21 protein-coding genes and 1 tRNA gene are annotated in these 26026 nt (G+C 40.7%); 18 read left to right on the top strand and 4 right to left on the bottom strand.

Annotated elements, in window-relative coordinates; all coding sequences use genetic code 11:
- Positions 1 to 35 precede the first annotated feature (35 nt).
- Positions 36 to 536, top strand: a complete 501-nt coding sequence (locus OCI93_RS15625) for a DUF1543 domain-containing protein (RefSeq protein ID WP_261626799.1) — start codon at positions 36 to 38, stop codon at positions 534 to 536.
- Between the two features lie 5 nt (positions 537 to 541).
- Here the strand turns inward: OCI93_RS15625 and OCI93_RS15620 are convergent, their stop codons facing one another.
- Positions 542 to 760: a hypothetical protein gene (locus tag OCI93_RS15620; protein ID WP_261592645.1), complete on the bottom strand. Its 219-nt coding sequence runs from the start codon at positions 758 to 760 to the stop codon at positions 542 to 544.
- A 232-nt stretch (positions 761 to 992) separates the two neighbouring features.
- Here OCI93_RS15620 and proB point away from each other — a divergent pair, with 232 nt between their 5' ends.
- The 7 genes from proB to OCI93_RS15585 all read left to right on the top strand — a co-directional run bounded on the left by proB (position 993) and on the right by OCI93_RS15585 (position 8047).
- Positions 993 to 2093 (top strand): glutamate 5-kinase, encoded by a 1101-nt coding sequence (gene proB / locus OCI93_RS15615; protein WP_261626798.1) that lies wholly within the window; start codon positions 993 to 995, stop codon positions 2091 to 2093.
- 84 nt (positions 2094 to 2177) lie between these two features.
- Positions 2178 to 3182, top strand: a complete 1005-nt coding sequence (locus OCI93_RS15610) for a GGDEF domain-containing protein (RefSeq protein WP_261592643.1) — start codon at positions 2178 to 2180, stop codon at positions 3180 to 3182.
- Between the two features lie 45 nt (positions 3183 to 3227).
- On the top strand, positions 3228 to 3593 hold the full coding sequence (locus tag OCI93_RS15605; protein WP_261592642.1) for a glutaredoxin family protein: 366 nt from the start codon (positions 3228 to 3230) through the stop codon (positions 3591 to 3593).
- A 99-nt stretch (positions 3594 to 3692) separates the two neighbouring features.
- Positions 3693 to 5177, top strand: a complete 1485-nt coding sequence (gene gltX, locus OCI93_RS15600) for a glutamate--tRNA ligase (RefSeq protein WP_261592641.1) — start codon at positions 3693 to 3695, stop codon at positions 5175 to 5177.
- Between the two features lie 142 nt (positions 5178 to 5319).
- The gene (locus tag OCI93_RS15595) at positions 5320 to 6012 is read left to right on the top strand and encodes a DUF3581 domain-containing protein (RefSeq protein WP_261592640.1); all 693 of its coding nucleotides are present in this window, start codon (positions 5320 to 5322) and stop codon (positions 6010 to 6012) included.
- Between the two features lie 82 nt (positions 6013 to 6094).
- A complete protein-coding gene (locus OCI93_RS15590; protein ID WP_261626797.1) occupies positions 6095 to 7324 on the top strand; it encodes a DEAD/DEAH box helicase in 1230 nt (409 codons plus the stop codon).
- Positions 7325 to 7798: 474 nt separating this feature from the next.
- Positions 7799 to 8047, top strand: coding sequence for a hypothetical protein (locus OCI93_RS15585; RefSeq protein ID WP_261592638.1), 249 nt, complete (start codon positions 7799 to 7801; stop codon positions 8045 to 8047).
- A gap of 78 nt (positions 8048 to 8125) precedes the next feature.
- Here the strand turns inward: OCI93_RS15585 and OCI93_RS15580 are convergent, their stop codons facing one another.
- Positions 8126 to 9082 (bottom strand): methylenetetrahydrofolate reductase, encoded by a 957-nt coding sequence (locus tag OCI93_RS15580; RefSeq protein WP_261592637.1) that lies wholly within the window; start codon positions 9080 to 9082, stop codon positions 8126 to 8128.
- Positions 9083 to 9347: 265 nt separating this feature from the next.
- Between OCI93_RS15580 and OCI93_RS15575 the strand changes: the two genes are divergently transcribed.
- The 3 genes from OCI93_RS15575 (at position 9348) to OCI93_RS15565 (ending at position 13880) form a co-directional block, all read left to right on the top strand.
- Positions 9348 to 12215 carry a M16 family metallopeptidase gene (locus tag OCI93_RS15575; protein ID WP_261626796.1) on the top strand — a complete coding sequence of 956 codons (2868 nt, stop codon included), beginning with the start codon at positions 9348 to 9350 and terminating at the stop codon, positions 12213 to 12215.
- A 186-nt stretch (positions 12216 to 12401) separates the two neighbouring features.
- Entirely contained in the window at positions 12402 to 13217 is an 816-nt protein-coding gene (gene cysE / locus OCI93_RS15570; protein ID WP_261592635.1) for a serine O-acetyltransferase, read from the top strand.
- Between the two features lie 36 nt (positions 13218 to 13253).
- On the top strand, positions 13254 to 13880 hold the full coding sequence (locus tag OCI93_RS15565) for a hypothetical protein (protein WP_261626795.1): 627 nt from the start codon (positions 13254 to 13256) through the stop codon (positions 13878 to 13880).
- On the opposite strand, the gene xseA is transcribed toward OCI93_RS15565, so the two are convergent.
- Positions 13874 to 15229, bottom strand: a complete 1356-nt coding sequence (xseA, locus tag OCI93_RS15560; protein ID WP_261626794.1) for an exodeoxyribonuclease VII large subunit — start codon at positions 15227 to 15229, stop codon at positions 13874 to 13876. The genes OCI93_RS15565 and xseA overlap by 7 nt on opposite strands.
- A gap of 132 nt (positions 15230 to 15361) precedes the next feature.
- On the opposite strand from xseA, the gene guaB reads away from it, so the two are divergent.
- The 5 genes from guaB (at position 15362) to rimI (ending at position 19591) form a co-directional block, all read left to right on the top strand.
- On the top strand, positions 15362 to 16831 hold the full coding sequence (gene guaB / locus OCI93_RS15555) for an IMP dehydrogenase (protein WP_261592632.1): 1470 nt from the start codon (positions 15362 to 15364) through the stop codon (positions 16829 to 16831).
- A gap of 119 nt (positions 16832 to 16950) precedes the next feature.
- Complete coding sequence (gene guaA, locus OCI93_RS15550) at positions 16951 to 18525, top strand: glutamine-hydrolyzing GMP synthase (RefSeq protein WP_261592631.1); 1575 nt, start codon at positions 16951 to 16953, stop codon at positions 18523 to 18525.
- A gap of 142 nt (positions 18526 to 18667) precedes the next feature.
- Positions 18668 to 18744 (top strand) — tRNA-Trp (locus tag OCI93_RS15545).
- Positions 18745 to 18822: 78 nt separating this feature from the next.
- A complete protein-coding gene (locus OCI93_RS15540; protein WP_261592630.1) occupies positions 18823 to 19119 on the top strand; it encodes a hypothetical protein in 297 nt (98 codons plus the stop codon).
- A gap of 46 nt (positions 19120 to 19165) precedes the next feature.
- The gene (rimI, locus tag OCI93_RS15535) at positions 19166 to 19591 is read left to right on the top strand and encodes a ribosomal protein S18-alanine N-acetyltransferase (protein WP_261592670.1); all 426 of its coding nucleotides are present in this window, start codon (positions 19166 to 19168) and stop codon (positions 19589 to 19591) included.
- On the opposite strand, the gene OCI93_RS15530 is transcribed toward rimI, so the two are convergent.
- Positions 19557 to 22238 (bottom strand): ATP-binding protein, encoded by a 2682-nt coding sequence (locus tag OCI93_RS15530; RefSeq protein ID WP_261592629.1) that lies wholly within the window; start codon positions 22236 to 22238, stop codon positions 19557 to 19559. The two genes, rimI and OCI93_RS15530, sit on opposite strands and share 35 nt — an antisense overlap.
- Positions 22239 to 22613: 375 nt before the next feature.
- Between OCI93_RS15530 and prfC the strand changes: the two genes are divergently transcribed.
- Together prfC and argS are read left to right on the top strand one after the other, a co-directional pair.
- A complete protein-coding gene (gene prfC / locus OCI93_RS15525) occupies positions 22614 to 24197 on the top strand; it encodes a peptide chain release factor 3 (RefSeq protein WP_261592628.1) in 1584 nt (527 codons plus the stop codon).
- A gap of 21 nt (positions 24198 to 24218) precedes the next feature.
- Complete coding sequence (argS, locus tag OCI93_RS15520; RefSeq protein ID WP_261626793.1) at positions 24219 to 25961, top strand: arginine--tRNA ligase; 1743 nt, start codon at positions 24219 to 24221, stop codon at positions 25959 to 25961.
- The last annotated feature ends 65 nt before the right edge of the window (positions 25962 to 26026 follow it).

The following is a 26026-nucleotide window of genomic DNA, read 5'->3' as shown; positions in this document are numbered from 1 at the left end:
TATGATTGGACTTTGTTGTTGTATAAGGAACTGTGATGAAGCTGTTTATGGTTTATTTAGGGGGACGTGTGAGTGGCTGTCATATTGAAATGCACGATGTACGTTTTGTGATAGGAAAACAAATAGAAGACTGCTATCAAAAATTAAAAGCGCAATGGGTTGGTGATAGAGCAGCTGTGCATATGGACTCTTATGTTGAAATAAAACATGCAGATGGTTATGAAGTGAGCTTGGTCAAAGAGAAACCAGCGCATAACCATAAATTATTTTTTGTTAATTTGGGTGCTTATGTGCCTGAGCGCTTAGCTGAGCAGCATGACTTTGCTTTGTTTGTTGCAAAGGACGCATATGAAGCGAAAGAAAAAGCGAAATACAGTCTCCTCAATGGAATGACTCACCTTCACAAAGATAATTTACATGACGTGGATGATTGTTTTGCTATTGATTTACTTGATGAGCAATATTTTATAGCGTTAAAGCCAAGTGGTAAAAGTCAGCCTTTAACCCCTGATTGGTTTGGTTATCATATTCTCTAAATACTTTATTTAGAGGAATCTTGTTTGTCTGCTTTTATCGCCATTTTTATGGCAATAAGTACGATTGCAAACATTAAAAATGGTAACGCCGCCAAGGCATATTCAGCAACATTACTGTTTTGATAGCTAGGCTGCAAAATAAAGTGTCCGCCAATACACAGCGCGATTGTAACAAACAGTAGTGGCAACATAATCAGTTCTTTACGTTTTGAGTGTGTTTTCATGAATGATTCCTCTACCTAGCAGTGTGGTATTTTTTTTAAAATTGAGTATTGACGTTGATCATAAAAGCGACAAGCGCACTAGCAACGCCAACTTGTTTGAATACGTAAAGTGGCTGCTTTTAAAGCGTAAATTCGGCGCAGATAATATCACTTTAACTTCATATGAACAAAATTAACTTGTGCCACATACAGGCTCTGATATAACTGATTTTTTAAGTGTTGGAATGAGGTTATGAAGCAGCAGATCATAGTGATAAAGTTGGGAACGAGCGTGCTTACAGCGGGAGGTATTCATTTGCATAAACCGCGTATGGTTGAGCTTGTTCGACAATGTGCAGAACTTAAACAGCAAGGCCATCACATTGTACTGGTATCAAGTGGCGCTGTTGCCGCCGGTCGCTCTCAATTAAGCCAACCTTGTGGTGATTCTATCGCACAGAAACAAATGTTAGCAGCCATAGGACAGGGGCAGTTAATTCATTTATGGCAAACATTGTTTGCTTTGTACGATATTCCTGTTGCGCAAATGCTCCTAACACGCGCTGATGTGGAGCATCGTGAACGTTACCTAACGGCAAGAGATACCTTAACTCAGCTACTTAAACATCAAGTTGTGCCCATTATTAATGAAAATGATGCAGTGGCCACCAGTGAAATAAAAGTGGGCGACAACGATAATTTATCAGCTATGGTGGCTATTTTAGCTAACGCAAATAAGTTGATATTACTGACCGATCAGGCTGGACTATTTACAGCCGATCCGCGTATAGACCCTGACGCTCAACTCATCGCTCAAGTTAACAAGATAGATGATGCGCTGCGTGCTTTAGCAGGTGACAGTGGTACATCTTTGGGCACAGGAGGTATGAATACTAAATTACAAGCTGCTGATATTGCTCAACGTGCAGGCATCGAAACAGTGATAGCGAAGGGGAGCGAAACGAACATCGTAGTAAAAGTCATGGAACAAGTCGCAACGAGCACAACCTTTATACGTTTTGATGCGCCCCTCGATGGCCGTAAAAAGTGGTTGCTCTGCGCGCCAAAATCAACGGGTACTATCACCATTGATATTGGTGCTTGCGAAGCGATAGCGATGCAAGGCGCTAGTTTGTTAGCTAAAGGTGTTATGGCCGTTACTGGTCGTTTTACTCGAGGTGATTTAGTGACTATTACAAACCCAGATGGGCAGCTTCTTGCTAAAGGGTTATGTGCTTTTTCTGAGCAAGAGCTAGGGATGATAAAAGGTTGTCATAGTTCAGACATTGCCAATTGCTTAGGGTATAAGGCATCTAATGTCATTGTACATAGAGATGATATGGTACTACTTTAAACTCTAATTACTGAATTGGCTTAGTGTGCAAAATTAATCACTTAGGCTAAAGTTAATGAAAGGATAATAATAGGCAGATTGGGAATGAACGAGCACACACCTTGTGGCTATGAATGGACAATTAAGCTTATTTCGCAAAATTGCGAAAATGCCCTAGATAAGTGTTTATTAGCCACATTAAATCAAGTGTTAGGGCACGGTAGCGCATTTGCTATGTATTTCAGTAAAAGCCTCTCCATTCGTCAGCACCCGTGTTTAATATTTAATTCAGGTTTATTAACAAGCGACGATAAGTCGTTAAATAATGTTACTCAACTGGATATTCCTGAGTTAACTACCCGCTTAACAAAGCTTCGCCAAGATGTAACCGTACTTAATTTAGCGCAAGCACAGGTTTTACCTATTCGTTATCAAGGTTTAATGCTTGGCTTTTTAGTGATTGATACTAAGGCAAAACCGTCAATGACGAGCACTGAGTATGCTGTTGTTTCACATATTTTAAATGTGTATGTTCATCAATCGGCCACTTTGCATTATGCGCGCTTAGACCCACTTACACAGCTTTTAAACAGACAGACCTTTGATGAGAAAGTGGTTGATATTGTCTCGGGTAATGAGACATGGTTTATGCGTGACGGCTACGGTGAACGGCGCTGGTACATGGCAATTGTAGACATAGACCTATTCAAAAAAGTAAATGATACCTATGGGCATGTTATGGGTGATGAGGTTATCTTATTGGTGGCGCAATTATTAAAAAGTAATTTTCGCGTTGAAGATTATGTGTTTCGTTATGGCGGTGAGGAGTTTGCTGTGGTTTTCCCTTGCGAGAATGAAGCACTAGCCATAGAAACACTTGATAGAGTTAGGCATAACATTGATCAAATGAAGTTTCCACAAGTTGGAAATGTGACTGTCAGCATGGGCTTTGTAGAGCTTGAAGGAGATATACAAGTCGCTGACTTTGTAAATCGTGCTGACAAAGCCTTGTATCAATCAAAGCAAGATGGGAGAAACCGGGTCACCGCGTACTCAAGTTTAAAAGAGAAAGTAAATTCCCACCAAACTGGCGATATTGAATTATTTTAGCTTGTGTTAATATAGCGACCATTCATTTTACTTATGGGAGCGAACATGAAGTTTGTACGTTGGTTTTTAGGGCGCATTATTTTGTTGCTCGACTTTATATTTACGCCGCGAAGCAAAAAGCGACCTGTTGATGCACAGCAAAAGCTTGATACACATACGCAAACATTAAAGTTATACCAGTTCAAAGCTTGTCCGTTTTGTGTAAAGGTGCGCCGTGCGATTAAACGTGAAGGGCTCAATATTGAAACGCGCGATGCTAAAAATAACCCTCAGTTTCGTCAGGAACTCGCACAGCTAGGGGGTAAGGTGAAAGTGCCTTGTTTGCGTATCGAACAAGATAACAAAGTTACTTGGTTATACGAATCAAGTGACATCGTAAATTACCTAGAAAAACTAGAACGTGCAGCATAATTTAACGCACGCTTTGAAGTGTTGAACGTTTTAGTTACCAAGCGGTTATGCTAGCATAACCGCCCATCATCTATTGTTAGAAATTTAAAGAGAAACACCATGACTATCCGTACTCGTGTTGCCCCGTCACCGACGGGTGATCCGCATTTAGGTACCGCTTATATTGCCCTTTTTAACTACTGTTTTGCTAAGCAGCAAGGTGGTGAGTTTGTTTTACGTATTGAAGATACCGACCAAGTACGCAGCACACCAGAGTCAGAGCAAGCGATTATGGATAGCTTACGTTGGTTGGGCCTTAATTGGGATCACGGTCCTGATGTGGGTGGTGAATTTGGCCCTTATCGTCAATCAGAGCGCAGTGACTTATATAAAAAGTATGCTCACCAGTTAGTTGAGCAGGGCAAGGCATTTTACTGTTTTGCCAGCGCACAAGAACTTGACGAAATGCGCGAGCAGCAAATGGCCGAAGGCCTGCGTCCAAAATATGATGGTCGTGGTTTGCTGTTAAGCGAAGCACAAATAAAAGAAAACTTAGCCGCTGGTAAACCTTATGTTATTCGTATGAATATTCCTGCTGAGGGTACTTTTAAGTTTAATGATTATCTTCGAGGTGAGATTGAGATCCCTTGGGAAAACGTAGATATGCAAGTATTGTTAAAAGCCGATGGCTTTCCAACATACTTCTTAGCTAACGTGGTGGATGATCATCATATGCAAATTAGCCATATTTTCCGTGGTGAAGAATGGATCAACTCGGCACCAAAACTACTCAAATTGTACGAAGATTTTGGCTGGAAAGCACCGGTACTTGGCCACTTGCCATTACTGCGCAATCCTGACAAGTCAAAACTATCCAAGCGTAAAAACCCAACTTCTATTAATTACTATAAAGAAATGGGCTTTTTACCTGAAGCAGTATTGAACTACTTAGGTCGTATGGGTTGGTCTATGCCAGATGAGCGTGAAAAGTTTACGCTCGCTGAAATGATCGAACATTTTGATATGAAGCGCGTGTCATTGGGTGGCCCAGTATTTGATGTTGATAAATTAAGCTGGTTAAACGGTTTATGGATCCGTGAAAATTTAAGTGACGAAGCGCTTATCCAACGTTTTGTTGATTGGAAGTTTAATGCGCAAACATTAGCACGTATTTTGCCTGAAGCTAAAGCGCGTATTAATACCCTTTCTGATTTAGTTGATTTAGCTGGGCATTTTGTTTCTGGTCAGCCAGAGTATGACCCTGCATTATTAACAGCTGGTAAGGTTGATGAAGAAGTGGTACGCCAAGCATTACAGTTCTTTATTTGGCAATTAGAAGGTGTACGTAGTTGGCAAAAATCTGAAATTTTTGCCATAGCGAAAGCCGTTGCTACTTTCCATGAGTTAAAAATTAAAGAGTTTTTAGAGCCTATCTTTGTTGCCATTACTGGTAAGCAATCTTCAACGTCTGTGATTGATGCGATGGAAGTGTTAGGGTCTGATTTATCACGTGCTCGCTTACGCGTGGCACTTGCACACATGGGTGTGTCTAAAAAACAAGCAAAGAAATTAGAAAAAGCGTATAGAGAGTTTCCACAAGCATAATCTATCTGCATGATAATTAAACGAAAAGCCGCTACATTCGTTGTGCGGCTTTTTTATTATGCATAAAAATGAACAGATATGACCTCTAAATCGTAATATTCTGCTAACATGGCCCGGTTTTATAGTCATAAAGAACAGGTGTATGTTGAATCAATTTTACCAACAAGATGGTGATCAGGTTGTGATCTCCCGCCAGCAGGCCAGTGAATTTGCTAAGCGTGTGGCTGATGATTTTAATCCTTTGCATGATATAGATGCGAAAAAGTTTTGCGTACCGGGAGATTTGTTGTTCTCTTTAGTATTAGCGCAATATGGTGTGAGTGACAATATGCACTTTACCTTTGCAGGCATGGTTGATGAAACCTCTAAGCTGAACTTTCCTGTAGGGAGTGACGAGTTTGCGATCACTTCACAAGATAAGGTAATGCTATCGGTAAAACGAGATGGTAATAATAACTCATGTCAAAGTTTGGTAGAGAGCTTAACTAAGAGTTATGTTGAGTTCTCAGGCACGACTTTCCCGCATGTTATTATTCCTTTAATGGCAAAGCAGGATGTGATGATAAATCCGGCTCGCCCGATGGTTATTTATGAATCAATGGCGATTCATTTGGATAGATTAGACCTTAAAACGCTCGAACTAGAAGCGGATACGCCGGAGTTTAGTTATGCAGGTAAACGCGGTAAAATTATTTTGCGTTTTAACTTGCTCAGTGAAGGTGAGAAGGTGGGCCGTGGTGAAAAGCATATGCTGGTATCTGGTATTCGTGCTTATTGCCAAGAGACGGTAGATGACTTAATTGATTATTATAATAACCGTAAAGCAACACTATAACGGGTAAGAGCCTATCAAGCGCGCATCCAAAGCGCGCTTTTGCTATACTGCTCGCAACTTGCATTTATCATCAATTATACCCATGTCATTTCAAGCACTTTTGCTCGCCCAAGAATTAAACCAAGCGCTCGCACAACTTAATTTTGCTATTCCAACCCCAATACAAATGCAGAGTATCCCGTTGTTATTGGCAGGTCACGATTTGGTTGCGACTGCGCAAACAGGTACCGGTAAAACAGCAGCCTTTATGTTGCCCATTTTGCATCACTTGTTGTCAAAACCAGAGCAATTAGGGCAAGTAAGAGTGTTGGTAGTTACCCCAACAAGAGAGCTTGCACAGCAGGTGGCACAAAGCGCGCAAAGCTATGGTCAATGTACTTCGCTAAAAGTGGCTTGTTTATACGGTGGAGCTAATATTGGGCCACAAGAAAAAGCGCTTAAAGCAGGTGTGGATGTTGTGGTCGCAACCCCTGGGCGATTGCTGGATCATTTAATAAAAGGAACGTTATCGCTTAAGCAAGTATCGCATTTGGTGTTTGATGAAGCGGATAGAATTTTGGATATGGGCTTTATTGGCGAAATAAAGCGGGTAATGCGTCATTTACCAGCAAAGCGCCAAACCATGTTGTTTTCAGCCACGATAGATGAACAAGTGCAAACCTTAGTTAAGCAATGGCTTAACGAGCCAAAGCGTATTAGCGTGGACAAACCAAATAGTGCGGCACAAAAAGTAGAACAAGTGTTTTATGCGGTTGATGAAGATCGTAAGCGCGAATTAATGTCACACCTGATAGGTAAAAACAATTGGCAGCAAGTGCTGGTGTTTACCCGCACTAAAAATATGGCTGATGAACTGGCCAAAGAGCTAAATAAAGATGGTCTAGCTACATTGGCTATTCATGGTGATAAGTCTCAAGGAGCCAGAGATAAAGCGCTGAGCCAATTTAAAACAGGAAAAACCCGTGTATTGGTGGCAACAGATGTGGCAGCACGTGGTTTGGATATTGTTGATTTAGACTATGTGATTAACGCAGAGCTGCCATATATTGCTGAAGATTATGTACATCGCATCGGGCGCACAGGGCGCGCTGGCAAAACTGGCTATGCACTGTCTTTGGTGAGTATTGATGAGCAGTGGTTACTTGAAGAAATTGAAGTGGTTTTGGATGAGCGCCTAACGCCCCAGTGGTTACCCGGCTACGAGCCAGATTTAAGCAAAGACCCCAAAGATAACCGCAAAAACAGTAATAAATCACGTAAACAAAGAGACAAAAAGCGTATTTTAAATAAGCGCTCAACACGTCGTCGTTGATCATCAACCCTTTATGTTAAAACTTTATAATCGTTTATCCCGCATGCATCGGCGGGATGGAACGGCTTTATGTTTAGTCTTGTTTTTAAATGCCTTAACTTGCTGAGAGTATTAGATTTTGGCTTGAAAGTATTTACTAAACACCAGTACCATTTCATATACTTGGGTGATGCTCATTGCAGTTTTCAATCCTTTTTAATTAATGGAAAGTTTTCTGACAATTAAACAGCTATATTGTTAACAACATAGTGAAAATGAGAATACCAATGGCAACGTTATCACTTTTTAAAAATTGTATAAAAGTCATAACAGCACTGTTGTTTGAAGATATTTTAAAGTGCATTGAATGTAAATTTTTGTTTATATTTGTCGCGCTTTGTTGTTGGTATTTTGTACTAAAACATAGGTGTGCTAATTTTAACGAGCTCAGCTTTGAGCCGTTTTTTGGGTAGCCATTAAATAAAGGAGTTATCAATGGGGTTTGCTACAGAAATGTCGCCGTATTATATCGTCGGTACCATTTTTATGATGTTTGTTCAGTTGTTTTTAGCGTATGGGGTATATCACGAAGCTGAGCAATTAAAACAGCGGCAGCAAAAGCTGTGGTTTGTTGGCTCTTTCTTTTGGTTTTTACTGACTTTAAGCGTAGGTATTTTGGCCGCCGTGGCGTTTTGGCTAATGCATTGCTCTAACCTTAAAGAAACGCCACTTAAACCTCGGTAATACCGTTTTAGCTAATTAAAAAAGCATGACTATCTCGTGCTTTTTTAACCAAACTGAGTTTACTAGATTGTGCGCGAATTAGGCAATTTGTTGTTCTGCTAATTTTAACTCCATGGTGGCTTTAAGTAATCGATATAAGTTGATTGACGCGTCAATTTCTTCTTTGCGATTGGTTAAACTTTCAATATTTAAGCCCAGTGGTACATCTAAATGAGCACAGTTTTTTAGAATTTGGTCTAAGTTTTCACGGCAAACTCTAATTGATTCACTCAGTGAATTATCCGCATCTAAAATACGCCATTGTGTTGCTTCTGGTACTGATATGCCCAGCCACTGCATAAATTCTAAGGTTTTTTGTCCGCCGCAGGGTGAAAACGTCAAAATAATACGCTGAGGTTTGAGCCCTTGCTGGCGGCACGATCGCGCATAGCTGGTAATTAAGTCTACCGTTGCTTGGGCGTTATAAACGGCTTGAGAAATAAAAAACTCACAGCCTTGGTTGGTTTTTTCTAATAACCTATCATGTTCGTTGCGCTTGCTTGCATGGCGTTCCGCAATGGTCACTCCACCGAGAAAAAATTCATCTTGATGTGCAGCGAGGGTTTTATAAGCATCAGATAGACTGAGTTTAATATCACCACTAGAAGAGGGACTGCCAACCAATACTAAATTTTTCAAATTATATTGCTGCTTTGTATTACTCAGCCAGTCACTGAATTCACTCGCCTCACGTTGTGCCACGCTCTTGTAGGTGATCACATCTAAATGTGAGAGTTTGCGAATTAGCTGAGAATACTCACATGGGTCAACCGTGTGTTTAAACGGAAAAGGTCGTGGAGCTTGAGTACGACTGCTTTCGTCTTGAATGTCATAAACAACCACACCATCGTACTCAATTTCATGTAAACGATTGAGCAGTTTGGTCGCAATACTTTCAAGTTTGCTTTCGTCGGTACCCACTTTTGGTGGCGTTGTGCCAATTAGGTATACCCCTTGTTTAGGGTCTAATATTTTCTCTTGTAGTGATAACGCCATGACTCTCGTTTCAGCTCAATTCATTTCAATAAGCTTAATATAGCAGCCATTTAGACGTCTAGATAGATTTTTTTAATGAAAGATATTCAATGGCTATGAATTTTTCTCAAGTTAATGTTGCTATGAAATTGACGCTTAACATATTTGTTTACAGTTAATTCCGCTCAGAGATGTCGCCGAGAATCAAAAATATTGCATAATGTAGATAATAAAACGCCTGTCAGTGGTAATGGCGTAATAATTGATAATAAATTCAGGGAATATTATGACATTTAAATTATTGGCAACGAGTCTTGCGGTCACACTGGCCCTAACTGGTTGCGTTAGTAATAGTGCAAAACAAGCCAACAACTCAGTGCAAACTCAAACGAGTAATAAAGTATTTTCTCAAGATTACTTACTTGAAGAGCTAGACAATGGCTTGCGTGTGATGGTAGTTAAAACAGATTACCCTGATGTTGTGTCTGTACAAATACCTGTATCTGTGGGCTCTAGAAATGAAGTGGAAGCAGGTCGAACAGGCTTTGCACACTTTTTTGAACATATGATGTTTAAGGGTTCTGAAAAATATCCGCAAGACATATACGCAGATATTTTGAAAAACTCAGGTGTGGATAATCGTGCATATACAACAAATGACTACACCAACTATTACCTCAGTTTTTCAAAGCAACATCTAGATAAAGTACTGGAAATTGAAGCTGATATTTTTCAAAACCTAAGTTATACAGAAGCACAATTTCGTACTGAAGCATTGACAGTAAAAGGGGAGTATTTAAAAAATAATGCTAACCCAATTCGACAAATGTTAAGTACTGTACGTAATGAAGCATTTGAAAAACATACGTATAAACATACCACAATGGGCTTTTTTGAAGACATTGAAGCCATGCCTGAGCAAATGAGCTACGGGCAAACCTTCTTTGAGCGTTTTTATAACCCTGAATATGTTTCTTTGGTGATTGTGGGTGATGTAGACCCAAAATCGACGATGGAAATGGTAAAAAAACATTGGGGTAACTGGGAAAAAGGCGACTATGTTGCGGATATTCCCCAAGAGCCAAAGCAAGAAGCGGCAAAATATGTACATAAACAAAGTGAAGGTTTACCGGGTCATTGGTTATTGGTTTCATATAAGGGCACAACGTTTGAGCCAGAGAAAAAAGACCGCGCTGCGCTTGATTTGATTTCTGATTTGTACTTTTCACAAACCTCTGAGCTTTACCAACAGCTAGTGGTAGAAAAACAAATTGCCAGTCAAATGTTTACTTATAATCCAGAAACAAAAGACCCCGGTTTATTACACGTATTTGTAAAAGTTGATGATGAACAAGACCTTGCCACAGTGCGTGATGCGATTAACCAAACATACGCGCAAGCGCGTACGCAATTGGTTGATGGTGACAAACTTACGGCACTTAAGTCTAATCGCAAATATAGCTTTATCAATGGTCTAGACTCGTCCCAAGCCATTGCATCAACACTGGCGCAATATATGCATTTTGAGCGAGACCCTGAAGTAGTTAACCAGCTTTATGCCACGGCTGATGAGGTTACTGCGCAAGATATTCAAAATATTGCTAATCAGTATTTTATTGATTCAGGCCGTACAACGGTGACGATGTCGGCACTTGAGTCAGTACCAGGGTTTGATGAAGAAATCTCGTTGCAAGCTTTGGTTAATGCAGCTAAGCAGCCTACAGAACGTCACTTTAATGTATTAGATAAAAGTAATAGCTCACCGCTTGTAGATATAAATTTACTGTTTTATACCGGCGCTGCTGCAGATCCAGAAGGTAAAAAAGGATTGGCTGCGATGACTGCTGCGATGATAGTCAATGGTGGCTCACAAAATAAAGCGTATAAAGAAATTCAAAAAGCACTTTATCCAATTGCCGGTTCATTTGATTATCAGATAGACAAAGAGATGCTGTCTTTGCGTGGGCGAGTACATAAAAATAATAGTCAGCAGTGGTATGGCCTTTTAAGCGAGCAACTTTTGAATCCAGGTTTTAGAGAAGATGATTTTAAACGCCTGAAAAAAGAAATGGTAGATAACATCAAATCGAGTCTAAAGGCTTCTAATGATGAAGAGCTAGGTAAAGAAGTGTTGTATCACAAGCTTTACCAAGGCCATCCATATGAAAGTTATAACCTAGGTGACTTGTCTGATCTTGAGTCTTTAACTCTTGAAGATGTAAAAGCATTTTATGCAACACATTTTACTCAAGCGAGATTAAATGTGGGTATAACAGGTGCAATACCTGAGAAGGTAAAAACACAGTTATTGGCTGATTTAACTAAGCTACCAAAAGGTGACGAAGCACGTTTAACGATTCCAGATGCGCCTGAACTTGTGGGTCATCATGCCACAATTGTCGAAAAGAGTGCCAAATCAACGGCGGTATCGTTTGGCTTTCCAATCGACACGATTCGCAGTAGTAAAGACTGGACGGCATTGTGGTTGGTGCGCTCCTACTTTGGAGAGCACAGAAACTCAAATAGCTTCTTATATCAGCGAATTCGAGAAGTACGTGGTATGAACTATGGTGATTACGCTTACATAGAGTACTTCCCACGAGGTATGTTTCAAACCAAACCTGATGCAAATTTAGGCCGCTCTGAACAAATATTCCAAGTATGGTTGCGTCCGCTGCGCTCTAACAATGACGCACACTTTGCCACCCGGGTTGCACTATTTGAGCTTGATAAGCTGATAGAAAAAGGTATGAGCGAAGAGGATTTTAATGCAACTCGCAACTTCTTGAGTAATTATGTGGCGCAGTTAGTTGCCAGCCAAGACCGTCAATTAGGTTACGCAATGGATAGTCAATTTTATAATATTGATAATTTTGTTGAGCATGTGCGCAAGCAATTAGCTCACTTAAATGTGGAAGATGTCAATCGAGTTATTCGTGAAAACTTACAGACAGAAAATATCCAATATGTGTTTGTGACCGGTGATGGCAAAGACATGCAGCAACGTTTGAGTGAAGAGCGTCCTTCTGCAATGAGTTATAATTCAGAAAAGCCTGAGCAATTGTTAACTCAGGATAATAAAATATCAACCTATAAGCTCAATATACCAGCAAAAAATATAGAAGTACTTGATATTAAGTCAGTATTTGAGTAAGTACTTACTTTATAACCAGTGCCGTACATTATGTGCGGCTTTTCGCTTTAAGGCTTTACAGAGCATACATTTGCTCTGCAAATAGTACTTTGTTATAACTAATTACTATATAGTTATTTTTATCAGTAACATTGAAGTGTTTTTATCGCTAAAATTATTTGAGTTGATTTGAACCAAGGATTCACTATGCGTCATGAAATATGGCAACAACTTCGTACCGAAGCAAAAGATCTCGTTAATCATGAGCCATTACTCGCCAGTCACGTGTATTCTAGTATATTGAATCATGAATGCTTAGGCTCAGCTTTGAGCTTTATTGTGGCCAATAAGCTTGCAGATGCAGTGGTATCAGCATTTACAATACGTGAACTATTTGATCAAGCTTTTGTTGATTGTGACCATATGTTAACTCATGTTGCTCAGGATATAAAAGCCGTTAAAGATCGGGACCCCGCTGCCGATAGTTACTTAACTGTAATTTTAAACCTTAAAGGCTTCCATGCAATTCAAGCACATAGATTGGCACATTGCCTATGGCGACAAAATAGAAAAGAACTTGCTCGGTTTATTCAAAGCCGAACATCTGAAGTCTTTGGTGTTGACATCCATCCTGCTTGTAAAGTCGGTCATGGTATTATGTTTGACCATGCTACAGGTATAGTCGTTGGCGAAACGGCCGTTATTGACGATAACGTGTCTATTTTACAGTCGGTGACTTTAGGTGGTACAGGCAATGAGCAAGGTGATCGACATCCTAAAATTAGAGCTGGTGTGTTAATTGGCGCAGGGGCTAAAGTATTAGGTAATATTGAAGTTGGAGAGGGCGCGCGTATTGGCGCTGGGTCTGTGGTACTAAATAACGTAGCTCCACATACAACGGTTGTTGGAATTCCAGCGAAAGTAGTGGGTAAACCATGTAGCCCATGTCCAGCAAAGAGCATGAATCAAAATTTTCTCGAAGACGATCCTGAAAACAAGTCACATACTAGTGCGATGATTTAAGCCTTTGATATGCGTGGGTTAGGTGTATTGATTTTAATGATGCTAGCCTTCGCTACGGGAGTAATAACAGAGCGTGTTTGGCTAGCAGAAAAGCCTTTTTTACAGACTGTTTTAGAGGCTAAAATACCAATTAAAAGCTCCGATTTACGCGCACAGAACACACCGCAAGCAGAGGCTGAGCCTCGCGCAGTTAACCTACCTAAAGTGACCAATCTAAGCACTGACATACAGCAAAATACCATTACTCGTTTACAAAATGAGAATGAGCAGTTACGCCAACAGTTAAGCAATAGCATCGAGCAATCGGGTCCAGCACCAGTGCCCAACAGCGATTTGAATACGTTATTAACACAGCAATATAAACAAGAAAGCCGCGATCCCCTTTGGGCTGATGAGCTTGAATTACAGCTTAATGACTTTCTATATCAAAACGACTTAAGCCATGTTGTTTCTTTGCAAGCGTATGGATGCAAATCAACTGTATGCCAAATGAAACTGGCCCCCCATGGCAATGTGCAAGATTTTGATGAAGCGCAATGGCGAGTAGTCAGTGAAAAGCTGTTTGCACAAAGTTGGTTTAAACTTTTTACCATGAGTACATCAACAAGTACGAAAGAACACATGTTGATCCATTTAAGTATGCAGCAGGTGTATGATCAATGAGGTTTTACCTCTATGACTTGTGCATGAATTTCACCATCACTCAATTGTGTCACCAATGGCTGAGAGTAATTGACTTGAGATACTGACTTTATGACTTTTCCTTGTTGTTTAGTAATGCTGTAACCCCTTGCTAAAACATTTAATGGGCTAACGCTATTTAACCGTGCAGCATAAAGTGCTAATTGATTTTGTTGTGTATCTAGGCTTGATTGCATTCCTCGATTTAGTGCATCTTTTAAGTGTTGCAGCTGTTTTTGTGCATCGTTAAGCTGTTTACTCGGGTGTTGGTGGCTTAATCTTTGTCTAGTCAGTGCAAGTGTATTGCTTCGTTTGGTCTGCATTTGTATAAATGCTCGTGTTAAACGAGCGCTAAATTCATCCACTCTTTGTTGTTGCTGTAGCAATTGGTTTTCTGGGTGTTGAAGTTGCAACCGCTGCTCAAGCCCTTTACAGTCTTGCTTTGCATGCTTTATTAATTGCAAAATTTGCGTGTGTAAGGCGCGTTTGTATTGTTGTATTTGTTGTTGCAGTGCTTGTTGATCTGGGCTCACCAATTCAGCTGCTGCAGAGGGGGTCGCAGCGCGTAAATCGGCAACGTAGTCAGAAATAGTGGTATCTATCTCATGCCCAACGGCACTGATCACGGGTAACTCACTGACAAAAATGGCACGTGCCAAGTGCTCCTCATTAAAACACCACAAATCTTCTAAAGAGCCGCCACCTCGACCAATAATCAACACATCAACTTCTTTGCGTTGATTAGCCAGATCTAGCTTTTCTATTAATTGTAAATGTGCTTCTTTACCTTGTACCTGTGCAGGGTAAATAACGACTTCTAATTGCGGTGCTCTACGTTTAAGTACGGTCAAAATATCTTTAATAGCAGCGCCTGTGGCTGAGGTGATAACGCCAACTTTATTAATATTATTCGGTAGCGACTTTTTATGTGTTGAACTAAATAGTCCCTCAGCAGCTAGCTGCATTTTTAAAGCGTCAAATTGCTGTTTTAATAAGCCCTCACCAGCAGGCTCCATTTTTTCAACGATCAATTGATAATCGCCTCTGGGTTCATACACTGAAACGCGTGCTTGTACTTCAACTTGCGCACCATTGGTGGGTTTGTACTGACAATAGCGATTATTACCACGCCACATTGCGGCTTTTATTTGTGCTTTGTCATCTTTTAAGGAAAAATACCAATGACCAGAAGCGGGTGCCACAAAATTTGAGATTTCACCGCTTAGGTGAATAGAAGCAAAACCTTGCTCCAAAATGGCTCTAATTTCTTTGTTCAACCTCGAAACGGTGTAAGTTTTGGTGTTAATAGAGTGAAAACCTGATAATGACATAGGAAGCCCCATAAAAAATTCATTGCTACTTTATCATATTTTTTATCAAATTTTATTTACTCGCATAGGGAACACTGATAAAATTTGCACGCAATTCCTTATACTCAGTTCCACGTGAGAGAAACCGCAACCATGCTAAGAATTGCAAAAGAAGCCCTAACCTTTGATGATGTGTTATTAGTTCCTGCACATTCTACTGTTTTACCTCATACAGCAAATCTATCAACGCGATTAACGCGTGGTATTGAATTAAACTTGCCTTTAGTTTCTGCATCTATGGATACAGTCACCGAAGCTCGCCTCGCGATTGCTCTAGCGCAAGAAGGCGGGATTGGTTTTATTCACAAGAACATGACCCTAGAAGAGCAAGCGAATAACGTACGTAAAGTAAAAGCGTATGAAGCTGGCATCGTGTCTTTTCCGGTTACCGTGTCTGCTGATTTAACGATTGCACAAGCAAATTCATTAGCAGAAGAGAAAGGCTTTTCAGGCTTTCCTGTTACTGGCCCAGATAATCACTTAGAAGGGATCGTAACTAGCCGTGATATGCGCTTTGAAACAAAGTTGGATCAGCCTGTTTCAACGGTGATGACAACAAAAGAGAACTTGGTAACGGTGAAAGAGGGGGCTTCTCGTGAAGAAATTCTTGGCCTAATGCATGAGCACCGTATTGAGAAAATTTTAGTGGTTGATGATGCATTCAAGCTAAAAGGCATGATCACTGTAAAAGATTATCAAAAAGCACAAGAGAAACCCAATGCTTGTAAAGACGAGCAAGGTCGTTTACGTGTAGGTGCTGCTGTAGGCGTTGGCGCTGGGACTGATGAGCGTATCGCAGCCTTAGTAGAGGCAGGAGTTGACGTACTTCTTATTGATACTTCTCATGGCCATTCTCAAGGTGTTATCGACCGTGTTAAAGCAACTCGTGAAGCATACCCTAACTTGCAGATTGTAGCTGGTAATGTTGCTACTGCTGAAGGTGCTATTGCCCTTGCGGATGCAGGTGTTGATGCAGTTAAAGTAGGAATTGGCCCAGGGTCAATTTGTACGACTCGTATTGTTACTGGCTGTGGTGTACCACAAATTACGGCAATTTCAGATGCTGTTGATGGCCTTAAAGGTCGAGATATCCCCGTAATTGCTGATGGTGGTATTCGTTTCTCAGGTGATATTGTTAAAGCACTAGTGGCTGGCGCATCTTGCGTGATGGTTGGCTCTATGCTCGCTGGTACTGAAGAATCTCCTGGTGAAGTTGAACTATATCAAGGCCGTTATTACAAGTCATACCGTGGTATGGGCTCACTTGGTGCGATGAATCAAAAAGAAGGTTCATCAGATCGTTACTTCCAAAAGTCTAATCAGGCAGACAAGCTGGTGCCAGAAGGCATTGAAGGGCGTGTTGCTTATAAAGGGCCAATTGCCACGATTATTCACCAACAAGTTGGTGGTATTCGCAGTGCTATGGGCTTAACGGGCTGCGCAACCATTGAGCAACTCAATACAAAACCGCAGTTTGTACGTGTCACATCTGCAGGTATGGGTGAATCGCACGTGCATGACGTGCAGATCACCAAAGAAGCCCCTAACTACCGAATGGGCTAACATGCTGATTGTATGAGTGTGTAAAATGGGCTAGCGATTGCTAGCCCTTCTTAATTATAAGTAAAGCTGCATTATGTGCTTTACTACATTTAGTCGTTTCCTAACTTACGAGATTATCAATGAGCAAAGATATCCATGATTCCCGCATTTTGATCTTAGACTTTGGTTCACAGTACACACAGTTGATTGCACGTCGCGTACGTGAAATCGGTGTTTATTGTGAGCTTTGGGCTTGGGACGTTACCGAAGAGCAGATCCGTGAGTTTAACCCTCAAGGGATTATCCTTTCAGGTGGCCCTGAGTCTACAACGCTAGAGAATAGCCCAAAAGCACCTGAATATGTGTTTAATGCGGGCGTGCCTGTTTTAGGTGTTTGTTATGGAATGCAAACGATGGCTGCACAGTTAGGTGGCTCAGTACATAGCTCAGACAAAAAAGAATTTGGTTATGCGCGTGTTGAAAAGGTGGGTAGCTGTCAATTGTTTGATCAAATTCAAGATCATATTGAAGACGGTGCAGACTTTTTAGATGTATGGATGAGTCATGGTGATAAAGTGGCAGAGATCCCCAGCACTTTTGTGACTACAGCTAAAACTGAAACTTGTCCACATGCAGCGATGTCATGGGAAGAAAAGCATTTTTATGGTGTGCAATTTCATCCAGAGGTCACGCATACACAGCAAGGTCAGCGTTTACTGGAGCGTTTTGTTGTTGATATTTGTGGCTGTGAAAAATTATGGACATCGGCACAAATCATTGAAAATGCCATCGAGCGTATCAAAGAAAAAGTAGGTGGCGACGAAGTTATTTTAGGCCTATCTGGTGGTGTTGATTCATCCGTAGTCGCTATGCTTGTTCATCGTGCAATAGGTGACAAACTGACGTGTGTATTCGTTGATAATGGCTTGTTACGCCTTAATGAAGGTGAGCAAGTGATGGAGATGTTTGGTGATAAGTTCGGTTTGAACATCATCAAAGTGGATGCGGAAGAGCGGTTCTTAAAAGCACTTGAAGGTATTGATGAGCCTGAAGCAAAGCGTAAATCAATTGGTCATACTTTCATTGAAGTGTTTGATGAACAAGCAAGCAAGCTTGAGAATGCTAAATGGCTAGCGCAAGGGACTATTTATCCTGATGTGATTGAATCTGCGGCTTCTGCAACAGGTAAAGCACATGTCATTAAGTCTCATCATAATGTTGGCGGCTTGCCAGATGATATGGAAATGGGTCTAGTTGAGCCATTACGTGAGTTATTTAAAGACGAAGTACGTAAAATAGGCTTAGAACTTGGTTTACCTTATGACATGCTTTATCGCCACCCATTTCCTGGTCCAGGTTTAGGTGTTCGTGTTTTGGGCGAAATCAAAAAAGAATATTGCGACTTGCTACGCCGTGCTGATGCTATCTTTATTGAAGAGTTGCACAAGGCTGATCTTTATCACAAAGTTTCTCAAGCCTTTACGGTATTTTTACCAGTACGCTCGGTAGGCGTTATGGGTGATGCGCGTAAATACGACTGGGTGGTATCGCTGCGTTGCGTAGAGACAATTGACTTTATGACTGCACGTTGGTCACATCTGCCATATGAGTTCCTAGGGCAGGTGTCGAATAGAATTATCAATGAAATCGATGGTATTTCTCGTGTGGTTTACGATATTTCAGGTAAACCACCAGCAACGATTGAATGGGAATAAGCGATTAATCGCAACTCAACTTAAATTTTAAGAGCGAATCATTAAATACTCGCTCTTTTGTTTATTTAAGAAGCAGTTGAACGGTATTTTTGTAATTTCTCTTTACCTTTTTGAAAACCTCTTTATAATGCGTCGACATTGCAGGGGCGTAGTTCCAATTGGTAGAACAGCGGTCTCCAAAACCGATGGTTGCGGGTTCGAGTCCTGCCGCCCCTGCCACTTCCTTATTTTTGCTTTATTTCTAGTATCGCAGTATATTCCAAAATAATGTTTGCACTAAGTACCGTTGTCCATTTTATGAACCCTCTGTATGCTGAAATTTTAGATATCACACCTTTGCGATTAAACGCTCAATTTCGACCTTCAAGTAGAACGGTTGATACACCCTCTCAGCGGCATGGTGAGATTAACAATGCACACTCAATTAGCAGGCATTCAATACTATTTTCAGATATCAATCAGGCAATAGAGCAAGCGTTTTCTGATATCATGATTGCAGATACTATGTGTGCGCACAATGGATGTTTGTATTTACCAGCAGATAAATTAACCAGTGCGCAAAAGCGTCAATTATGGGCTTTACTTAGTGAATAAACTCGTACAACGTAATATATTATCTCGTGCTCCAATGAATAGCCTAATGGCGATAGAAACGGCATGTCATGACTTCCCATGGTCAGAAAAAACCATGCATTCATGTTTATCGGGGCGCTATTTCAATGGTGCTCTTTATGTGCAAAATGAATTGGTTGGTTTTTATATTGGCGAAGTAGCAGGCCCTGATCATACGTTAATGGATATTTGTGTTGCTCCGCCTCACCAAGGGCAAGGGCATGCAAAAGCTTTACTCTCGGACTTTATCGCGGCGAGTGAGCAAGCTGGCGCTGAAAATTTATTTTTAGAGGTCAGAGAGTCTAATGTCAGTGCGATTGCTCTTTATCAATGGGCTGGATTTACCGAGGCTGGCGTGCGAAAAAATTATTACCCCAGTGCAAATGGCAAAGAAGATGCGATTTTAATGGCATTAACGCTTAGCTTTGGCTCTGAGAGTACTCTTTTGAGCTAGCAGCCTGCTTTTTAAGTGTGTATTTTATTGCTTCACATAGTGACAGCATTGCGTAGTGCCAGTGACTTTGATCGTTAGTGCGTAAGCTTTCTTCTAGGGTATCAGCTGCACTGTGTATATTCATAAAACCAAAACATCCAGCACTGCCCTTTACACTGTGTGCCAATGCACGTAGAGCTTCCCAATCATGTGCTTTATAATGTTGCTCTAGCTCAGCAAGGTAAAGCGGTAGTTTTTGATGATAGTTGTGCGCTATTTGCGCGAACTTTTCACTTTTTAGTAAAGCATCCCATTTTGAGTCACTTTCAGCTTGAATGTGTAAATGCTGTAATAGCACTTTACCAAGTAGGCTCCTGTCTATCGGCTTACCAAGCGTTGTATCACAGCCTGCTTTTAGGTATGCATCAATATCATGTTTCATAACATTAGCAGTTAAGGCAATGATCGGGCCATCATAAGCAGCATGGCGAAGCATTTGGGTGGCTTCTAGCCCTCCCATTACTGGCATTTGCATGTCCATTAAGATGATTTGGTAGTCATTTACTAGCGCCTTCTCAACAGCTTGTGCGCCATTTCCTACTATGTCGGGCGTTATCCCCCAAGCATTAAGCATTAGACTAATCAGCTCTTGATTATCAGGATTATCTTCAGCAAGTAAAACGCGTGCATCAAACTGCATATCTGCAAATTCTTGTGAAATACTTTCTTTTGCCACACTTTTTTCAAGTGACGCTATCATGTCAGGTTTTGTATCAAGGTAATTACCCGCTATGGTGATAATAAATTGACTTCCTACGCCTTGTTGGCTTTTTACATTAACGTCTCCACCAAGCAATTTTGCTAGGCTTTTAGCAATGCATAGGCCCAACCCTGTGCCACCAAAACGGCGAGTGATGGAACTGTCAGCTTGTTCAAATGGTTGAAATATTCGGTTCATTTCTCCTTGCAACATGCCAATTCCAGTATCAGTGATAGCAAATTCAAATAGTGCGCTTGATTGAATAAACGAAATATCAATAGTGACACGGCCTTGATCTGTAAACTTAACGGCATTACTGCAAATATCAATCAATATTTGTTTTAGTCGGGTTGAGTCACTATTTAGAGTTCGCGGAATAGGGAACTGATAATTAACGGATAATGAGAGCTGCTTTTGCTCGCAAAGGGGCTCAATAATATTTACAACGTCATTTATGAGCTCCTGTAGATTAACTTTAGTGCACGCAACGGCGAGCTTTTCGGCTTCAATTTTTGATAAATCTAAAATGTTATTGATTAGCTCTAGCAGGTGCTTAGAGTTTCTCAGCATCGTTTCTAAGTGACGCTCAGTATAGTCTGTATCGTGCCCGTGTATGAGCTGCTCTGTAAAGCCAATAATTGCTGTCAAAGGGGTTCTAATCTCATGGCTCATGTTAGCTAAAAAATGACTTTTCAATTCGTTCGCTTGCTCAGCTTGATTCAAGGCCGTTTCTAGTTGCTTATTCATGCGCTCAAGGGCAAAAGTTCGGTTATCTACTTTTTTTTCTAAGTGCAACTTATGATCTTCAAGCTCTCCTTGAAACTCCCTGATTTGATCAATCATATGGTTAAAATCTTGAAATAACTTACCCACCTCATCATTGTTTTTGTTCGCTAAATAAACACTTAAATCACCATTGCCTACTCTATGACTGGCTTTACCAAGTAACTCAATTGGGTCTATTAGTAGTCGTTTTACAACAAAAAACACTAAAATGGGTAACGCGATAATAGATAACAAAACGATGAGAGCGGTCAGGTTTTTGATGGCCTGTCCTGAACCATATAGTAAATGATTGGCAATGGTCGTTAGGTAGTAATAATCATCGCTCAGTTGTACGGCATAGCCAATAACATTGTGTTGGTCAAAGCTATGTAATTGAATGCCTTTTAATTCTTCATGAGCAGACAACGCTTTAATTTGCTTAATCTCTTCATTATCTAAGCGTATAGAGTGTAGTGAAGCTGAGGAACTAAACAACACTTTACCCTCACCAGTTAGTAGGGCATTAAATGCATTATCATAAGGGGATTCAAAAATTGAATAATTGATAATAGAAGGGTCCACTTGCACAATCACATAAATAGGCTGTGTTGGTGTATAAGTGGCGTTAAATAATTGCTGTACAAAATATAAGTGAGTTGTACCGTTATCAGTGGGTACCATAAAGAATTGCTGAGAAAGGTTACTTAATAATACTTGTTGGAAAAAAGGGTAGTTTGATGGTGGCTTGCTAAGATTATTGGCTCGATACGCTAGGCTTTTACTTTGTTGGTCAACTAAATTAATGCTTAAAATGTCAGGATAGGCCTGCTTATAGCTGGAAAATACGTTCTGTAGAGCACTAAAGTGTTGCTTTTTGTCTGCTGAGTAAATATTTAGTTTGCTAAGGTAATCGCTTAAAACGGGTGAGGTTGATAGCAACTTAGTGGTTGATTGATATATTTCAATGTAGTTAAGTATTTTTTGCTGTTGTTGCTCAACAAAACGGCTAACTGTTAATTTTGCTTGTTTTTGTGTTGAGTTAGTAACATTCGTTAGGGTAAATCCACCCAAAAATAGCGAAGGTAAAACCACAAGAGGAATTATGTAACGTAGTAGTTTTATACTTAACTTGCTTATTTTCATATTATTTCAATGATTTCCCTATCTGGTTAAGTCTACTTATCAAACCCAAACTACCCACTAATCTTATGTGTATATTGGGGTTTTCTCAAGGTAACAGAATAACTTAAAATATTTAATGCAACATCGTTGTTACTGTTTATTTATCCCTCAGTTTGCTTGCTAACAGAAGAAGGGAAGCAACATCGTCTGTTCTATAATGGTATTAGAGCCACTTAATTGAATCGAAAGTACATAGCTTAATTAATTGAGCTTAAATCAATGCTAATTACTCTGTCATGCGGCTTTTTTGCGCGCTGTAAAACAGGTATAATTAGCAAAACTTTAACTCCTTTCGCAAATTCCAGTTGCGACTAATTAGGTCAATAAGCTGCTTACATGTCTAATATTTCAAATGAAATCAATAAGCGACGCACATTCGCTATTATCTCTCACCCTGATGCGGGTAAAACCACCATCACCGAAAAAGTACTTTTATTCGGAAAGGCCCTGCAAAAAGCGGGAACGGTAAAAGGCCGAGGCTCGAATCAACATGCTAAGTCTGACTGGATGGAAATGGAAAAGGAGCGTGGTATCTCAGTAACAACGTCTGTGATGCAGTTTCCATATAACGATACACTAGTAAACCTATTAGACACCCCGGGGCATGAAGACTTCTCTGAAGATACTTATCGAACATTAACCGCCGTTGACTCATGTTTGATGGTAATTGATGCAGCAAAAGGGGTAGAGGACCGTACACGAAAGTTGATGGAAGTCACACGTTTACGGGATACTCCAATTGTCACCTTTATGAATAAGTTAGACCGTGATATTCGTGACCCAATGGAAGTGCTAGATGAGGTTGAGAGCGAATTAAACATTGCCTGCGCGCCAGTATCTTGGCCAATTGGTTGTGGTAAAGAGTTTAAAGGCGTCTATCACATTCACCGTGACGAGACAATTTTATATCAAACGGGCCAAGGCCACACGATTCAAGAAAAGCGCATTGTCAAAGGGCTTGAAAACCCTGAACTAGATGTTGCCATAGGCGATGAGCTTGCAGCACAGCTGCGTGATGAGCTAGAGCTTGTTATTGGTGCATCTCACGAATTTGATCATGAGCTATTTTTAAGTGGCCAATTAACCCCCGTATTCTTCGGTACAGCATTAGGTAACTTTGGTGTTGATCATATGCTGGATGGTCTAACTGAGTGGGCGCCAACGCCTATGCCGCGTCAAACTGATGAGCGTGAAGTAAAAGCTGAAGAAGAAAACTTCTCTGGCTTTGTATTTAAAATTCAAGCAAATATGGACCCTAAACACCGTGACCGTATTGCTTTTATGCGTATCGTGTCGGGTAAATACAGCCAAGGTATGAAAATGAACCATGTGCGTATTGGCAAGCAAGTAAGTATTTCTGATGCGGTCACATTTATGGCAGGTGATCGTGAGCGTGCTCAAGATGCATTTGCAGGTGATATTATAGGTTTGCATAATCACGGCACCATTCAAATTGGTGATACTTTTACGCAAGGTGAAAAGCTTAAGTTCAGTGGTATTCCAAACTTTGCACCGGAACTATTCCGACGCATTCGTTTAAAAGACCCGTTAAAGCAAAAGCAGTTATTAAAAGGCTTAGTGCAGCTTTCTGAAGAAGGGGCTGTTCAGGTATTTAGACCATTGATAAACAATGATTTAATTGTTGGTGCTGTGGGTGTATTGCAGTTTGATGTGGTTGTAGCACGTTTAAAAGCAGAATATAACGTTGATGCGATTTATGAGAGTGTGAATGTGCAAACAGCGCGCTGGGTGAGTTGCTCGGACGAGAAGAAAATGGCTGAGTTTAGGCGCAAATGTGAAGCGAACTTGGCATTAGATGGCGGTGATAATTTAACCTACGTTGCCCCAAGTCGCGTTAACTTGAATTTATCTATGGAACGATACCCAGACGTTGAGTTTCACCATACTCGTGAACACTAAACCGCATTTAAAGGATAACGAATGAACATTAAAACTATTTTAGTCGAAAAAGCCAATGCGGCGATGCTAGCTGCAGGTATTCCGGAAGGCTCGAACCCAGCCGTAACGCAAAGCACACGTCCACAGTTTGGTGATTATCAAATCAATGGTGCAATGGGCGCAGCTAAAGCGCTTAAAACTAACCCGCGTGAGCTTGCTCAGAAAATTATAGATAATTTGGATGTGAGTGACATTGCTGCAAAAACAGAAATTGCAGGCCCAGGTTTCATAAATATTCACTTAAAGCCAGAGTTTTTATCAGCAAGTATTGAAGTCGCTAATCAAGACAATAAATTAGGGGTGGCTGAGCATGTGGCACCTCAGAAAGTAGTTGTAGACTATTCATCACCTAACCTTGCCAAAGAGATGCATGTTGGCCACTTGCGTTCGACCATTATAGGGGACTCTGTTGTGCGCGCGCTCGAGTTTCGAGGCGATTCTGTGGTACGTCAAAACCATATGGGTGATTGGGGTACTCAGTTTGGTATGCTCATAGCACACCTTGAAGACTTACTTAATCAAGGCGTGGATCTTGAATCTGTCGCTTTGGCTGATCTTGAGTCATTTTATCGTGATGCTAAAAAGCGTTTTGATGATGAAGAGGGCTTTGCAGATAAAGCGCGTAATTATGTAGTTAAACTACAAAGTGGCGATGCACACTGTGAAAAACTATGGCACTTATTTATAGATACTTCTGTTAAGCACTCTGAAGAGGTGTACAAGCGTCTCAATGTAACACTTACGCGTGATGACATCATGGCGGAAAGTGCTTATAACAGTGAGTTAAATAACATTCTTACACTGTTAAAAGATAAAAACATCGCCGTTGAAGATCAAGGCGCACAAGTGGTATTTCTTGATGAACTGGCTAATAAAGATGGTGAGCCGTCGGTATTCATTGTACAAAAATCAGGCGGTGGCTTTTTGTATGCAACCACTGACTTAGCTGCATGTGATTACCGTTCTAATAAGCTTGGAGCTGATCGGGTACTGATTTTTGTAGATGCGCGTCAAAGTTTACACTTTAATCAAGTTGAGCTAACTGCCCGTAAAGCCGGCTTGTTACGTGATGAAACAAGCTATGAATTTTGCCCATTTGGAACAATGATGGGTAATGATGGTAAGCCGTTTAAAACGCGCACAGGTGGTACGGTAAAACTGGCTGATTTATTGGAAGAAGCAATTAGTCGAGCAAGTGACAAACTGGCAAAGCGTGACTCAGGTATCTGTGATGAAGAGCGTGAAGAAATAGCTCGTAAAGTTGGCATTGGTGCCGTTAAATACGCTGATTTATCGAAGCACCGTACCAGTGATTATATTTTCAACTGGGATAGCATGCTGAGCTTTGAAGGGGCAACTGCACCTTATTTGCAGTATGCCTACACACGTGTACGCAGTATTTTCCGTAAATCAGGTGTTGATAGTAACGCATTCAGTGCTTCTGTTAGTATTTTAGAGCCGCAAGAAAAAGCGTTAGCCATTAAGTTACTACAAATGGAAGAAGTGCTTGATCTGATGATCAATGAAGCAACGCCGCACGTATTGTGTGGCTACTTGTATGAATTGGCGAGTCTTTATATGACTTTTTATGAAGCTTGCCCGATTTTAAAAGAGGATGTGACAAGTGATGTACGCGATAGTCGTCTGGTACTTTGTAACTTAGTCGCTAATACATTACGTACAGGCTTAGACTTATTAGGGATTGAAGTGATGGAGCAAATGTAATTTTGCATTTGCTCAATTGTACTCAGTACCAAATGTGTTAACTTAGAAGCCGCATCAAACGAAGT

This window comes from Pseudoalteromonas holothuriae (genome assembly GCF_945859825.1).
GTDB lineage: Bacteria > Pseudomonadota > Gammaproteobacteria > Enterobacterales > Alteromonadaceae > Pseudoalteromonas > Pseudoalteromonas holothuriae.
Note: the sequence above shows the minus strand (reverse complement) of the source record. Positions and strands in the feature narration are given on the sequence as shown.

What these genes read in the sequence shown, in the direction of transcription:
- OCI93_RS15625 (WP_261626799.1), top strand. Translation starts at nt 36, where the DNA reads ATGAAGCTGTTTATGGTTTATTTAGGGGGACGTGTGAGTGGCTGTCAT.
- OCI93_RS15620 (WP_261592645.1), bottom strand. Translation starts at nt 760, where the DNA reads ATGAAAACACACTCAAAACGTAAAGAACTGATTATGTTGCCACTACTG.
- proB (WP_261626798.1), top strand. Translation starts at nt 993, where the DNA reads ATGAAGCAGCAGATCATAGTGATAAAGTTGGGAACGAGCGTGCTTACA.
- OCI93_RS15610 (WP_261592643.1), top strand. Translation starts at nt 2,178, where the DNA reads ATGAACGAGCACACACCTTGTGGCTATGAATGGACAATTAAGCTTATT.
- OCI93_RS15605 (WP_261592642.1), top strand. Translation starts at nt 3,228, where the DNA reads ATGAAGTTTGTACGTTGGTTTTTAGGGCGCATTATTTTGTTGCTCGAC.
- gltX (WP_261592641.1), top strand. Translation starts at nt 3,693, where the DNA reads ATGACTATCCGTACTCGTGTTGCCCCGTCACCGACGGGTGATCCGCAT.
- OCI93_RS15595 (WP_261592640.1), top strand. Translation starts at nt 5,320, where the DNA reads ATGTTGAATCAATTTTACCAACAAGATGGTGATCAGGTTGTGATCTCC.
- OCI93_RS15590 (WP_261626797.1), top strand. Translation starts at nt 6,095, where the DNA reads ATGTCATTTCAAGCACTTTTGCTCGCCCAAGAATTAAACCAAGCGCTC.
- OCI93_RS15585 (WP_261592638.1), top strand. Translation starts at nt 7,799, where the DNA reads ATGGGGTTTGCTACAGAAATGTCGCCGTATTATATCGTCGGTACCATT.
- OCI93_RS15580 (WP_261592637.1), bottom strand. Translation starts at nt 9,082, where the DNA reads ATGGCGTTATCACTACAAGAGAAAATATTAGACCCTAAACAAGGGGTA.
- OCI93_RS15575 (WP_261626796.1), top strand. Translation starts at nt 9,348, where the DNA reads ATGACATTTAAATTATTGGCAACGAGTCTTGCGGTCACACTGGCCCTA.
- cysE (WP_261592635.1), top strand. Translation starts at nt 12,402, where the DNA reads ATGCGTCATGAAATATGGCAACAACTTCGTACCGAAGCAAAAGATCTC.
- OCI93_RS15565 (WP_261626795.1), top strand. Translation starts at nt 13,254, where the DNA reads ATGATGCTAGCCTTCGCTACGGGAGTAATAACAGAGCGTGTTTGGCTA.
- xseA (WP_261626794.1), bottom strand. Translation starts at nt 15,229, where the DNA reads ATGTCATTATCAGGTTTTCACTCTATTAACACCAAAACTTACACCGTT.
- guaB (WP_261592632.1), top strand. Translation starts at nt 15,362, where the DNA reads ATGCTAAGAATTGCAAAAGAAGCCCTAACCTTTGATGATGTGTTATTA.
- guaA (WP_261592631.1), top strand. Translation starts at nt 16,951, where the DNA reads ATGAGCAAAGATATCCATGATTCCCGCATTTTGATCTTAGACTTTGGT.
- OCI93_RS15540 (WP_261592630.1), top strand. Translation starts at nt 18,823, where the DNA reads ATGAACCCTCTGTATGCTGAAATTTTAGATATCACACCTTTGCGATTA.
- rimI (WP_261592670.1), top strand. Translation starts at nt 19,166, where the DNA reads ATGGCGATAGAAACGGCATGTCATGACTTCCCATGGTCAGAAAAAACC.
- OCI93_RS15530 (WP_261592629.1), bottom strand. Translation starts at nt 22,238, where the DNA reads ATGAAAATAAGCAAGTTAAGTATAAAACTACTACGTTACATAATTCCT.
- prfC (WP_261592628.1), top strand. Translation starts at nt 22,614, where the DNA reads ATGTCTAATATTTCAAATGAAATCAATAAGCGACGCACATTCGCTATT.
- argS (WP_261626793.1), top strand. Translation starts at nt 24,219, where the DNA reads ATGAACATTAAAACTATTTTAGTCGAAAAAGCCAATGCGGCGATGCTA.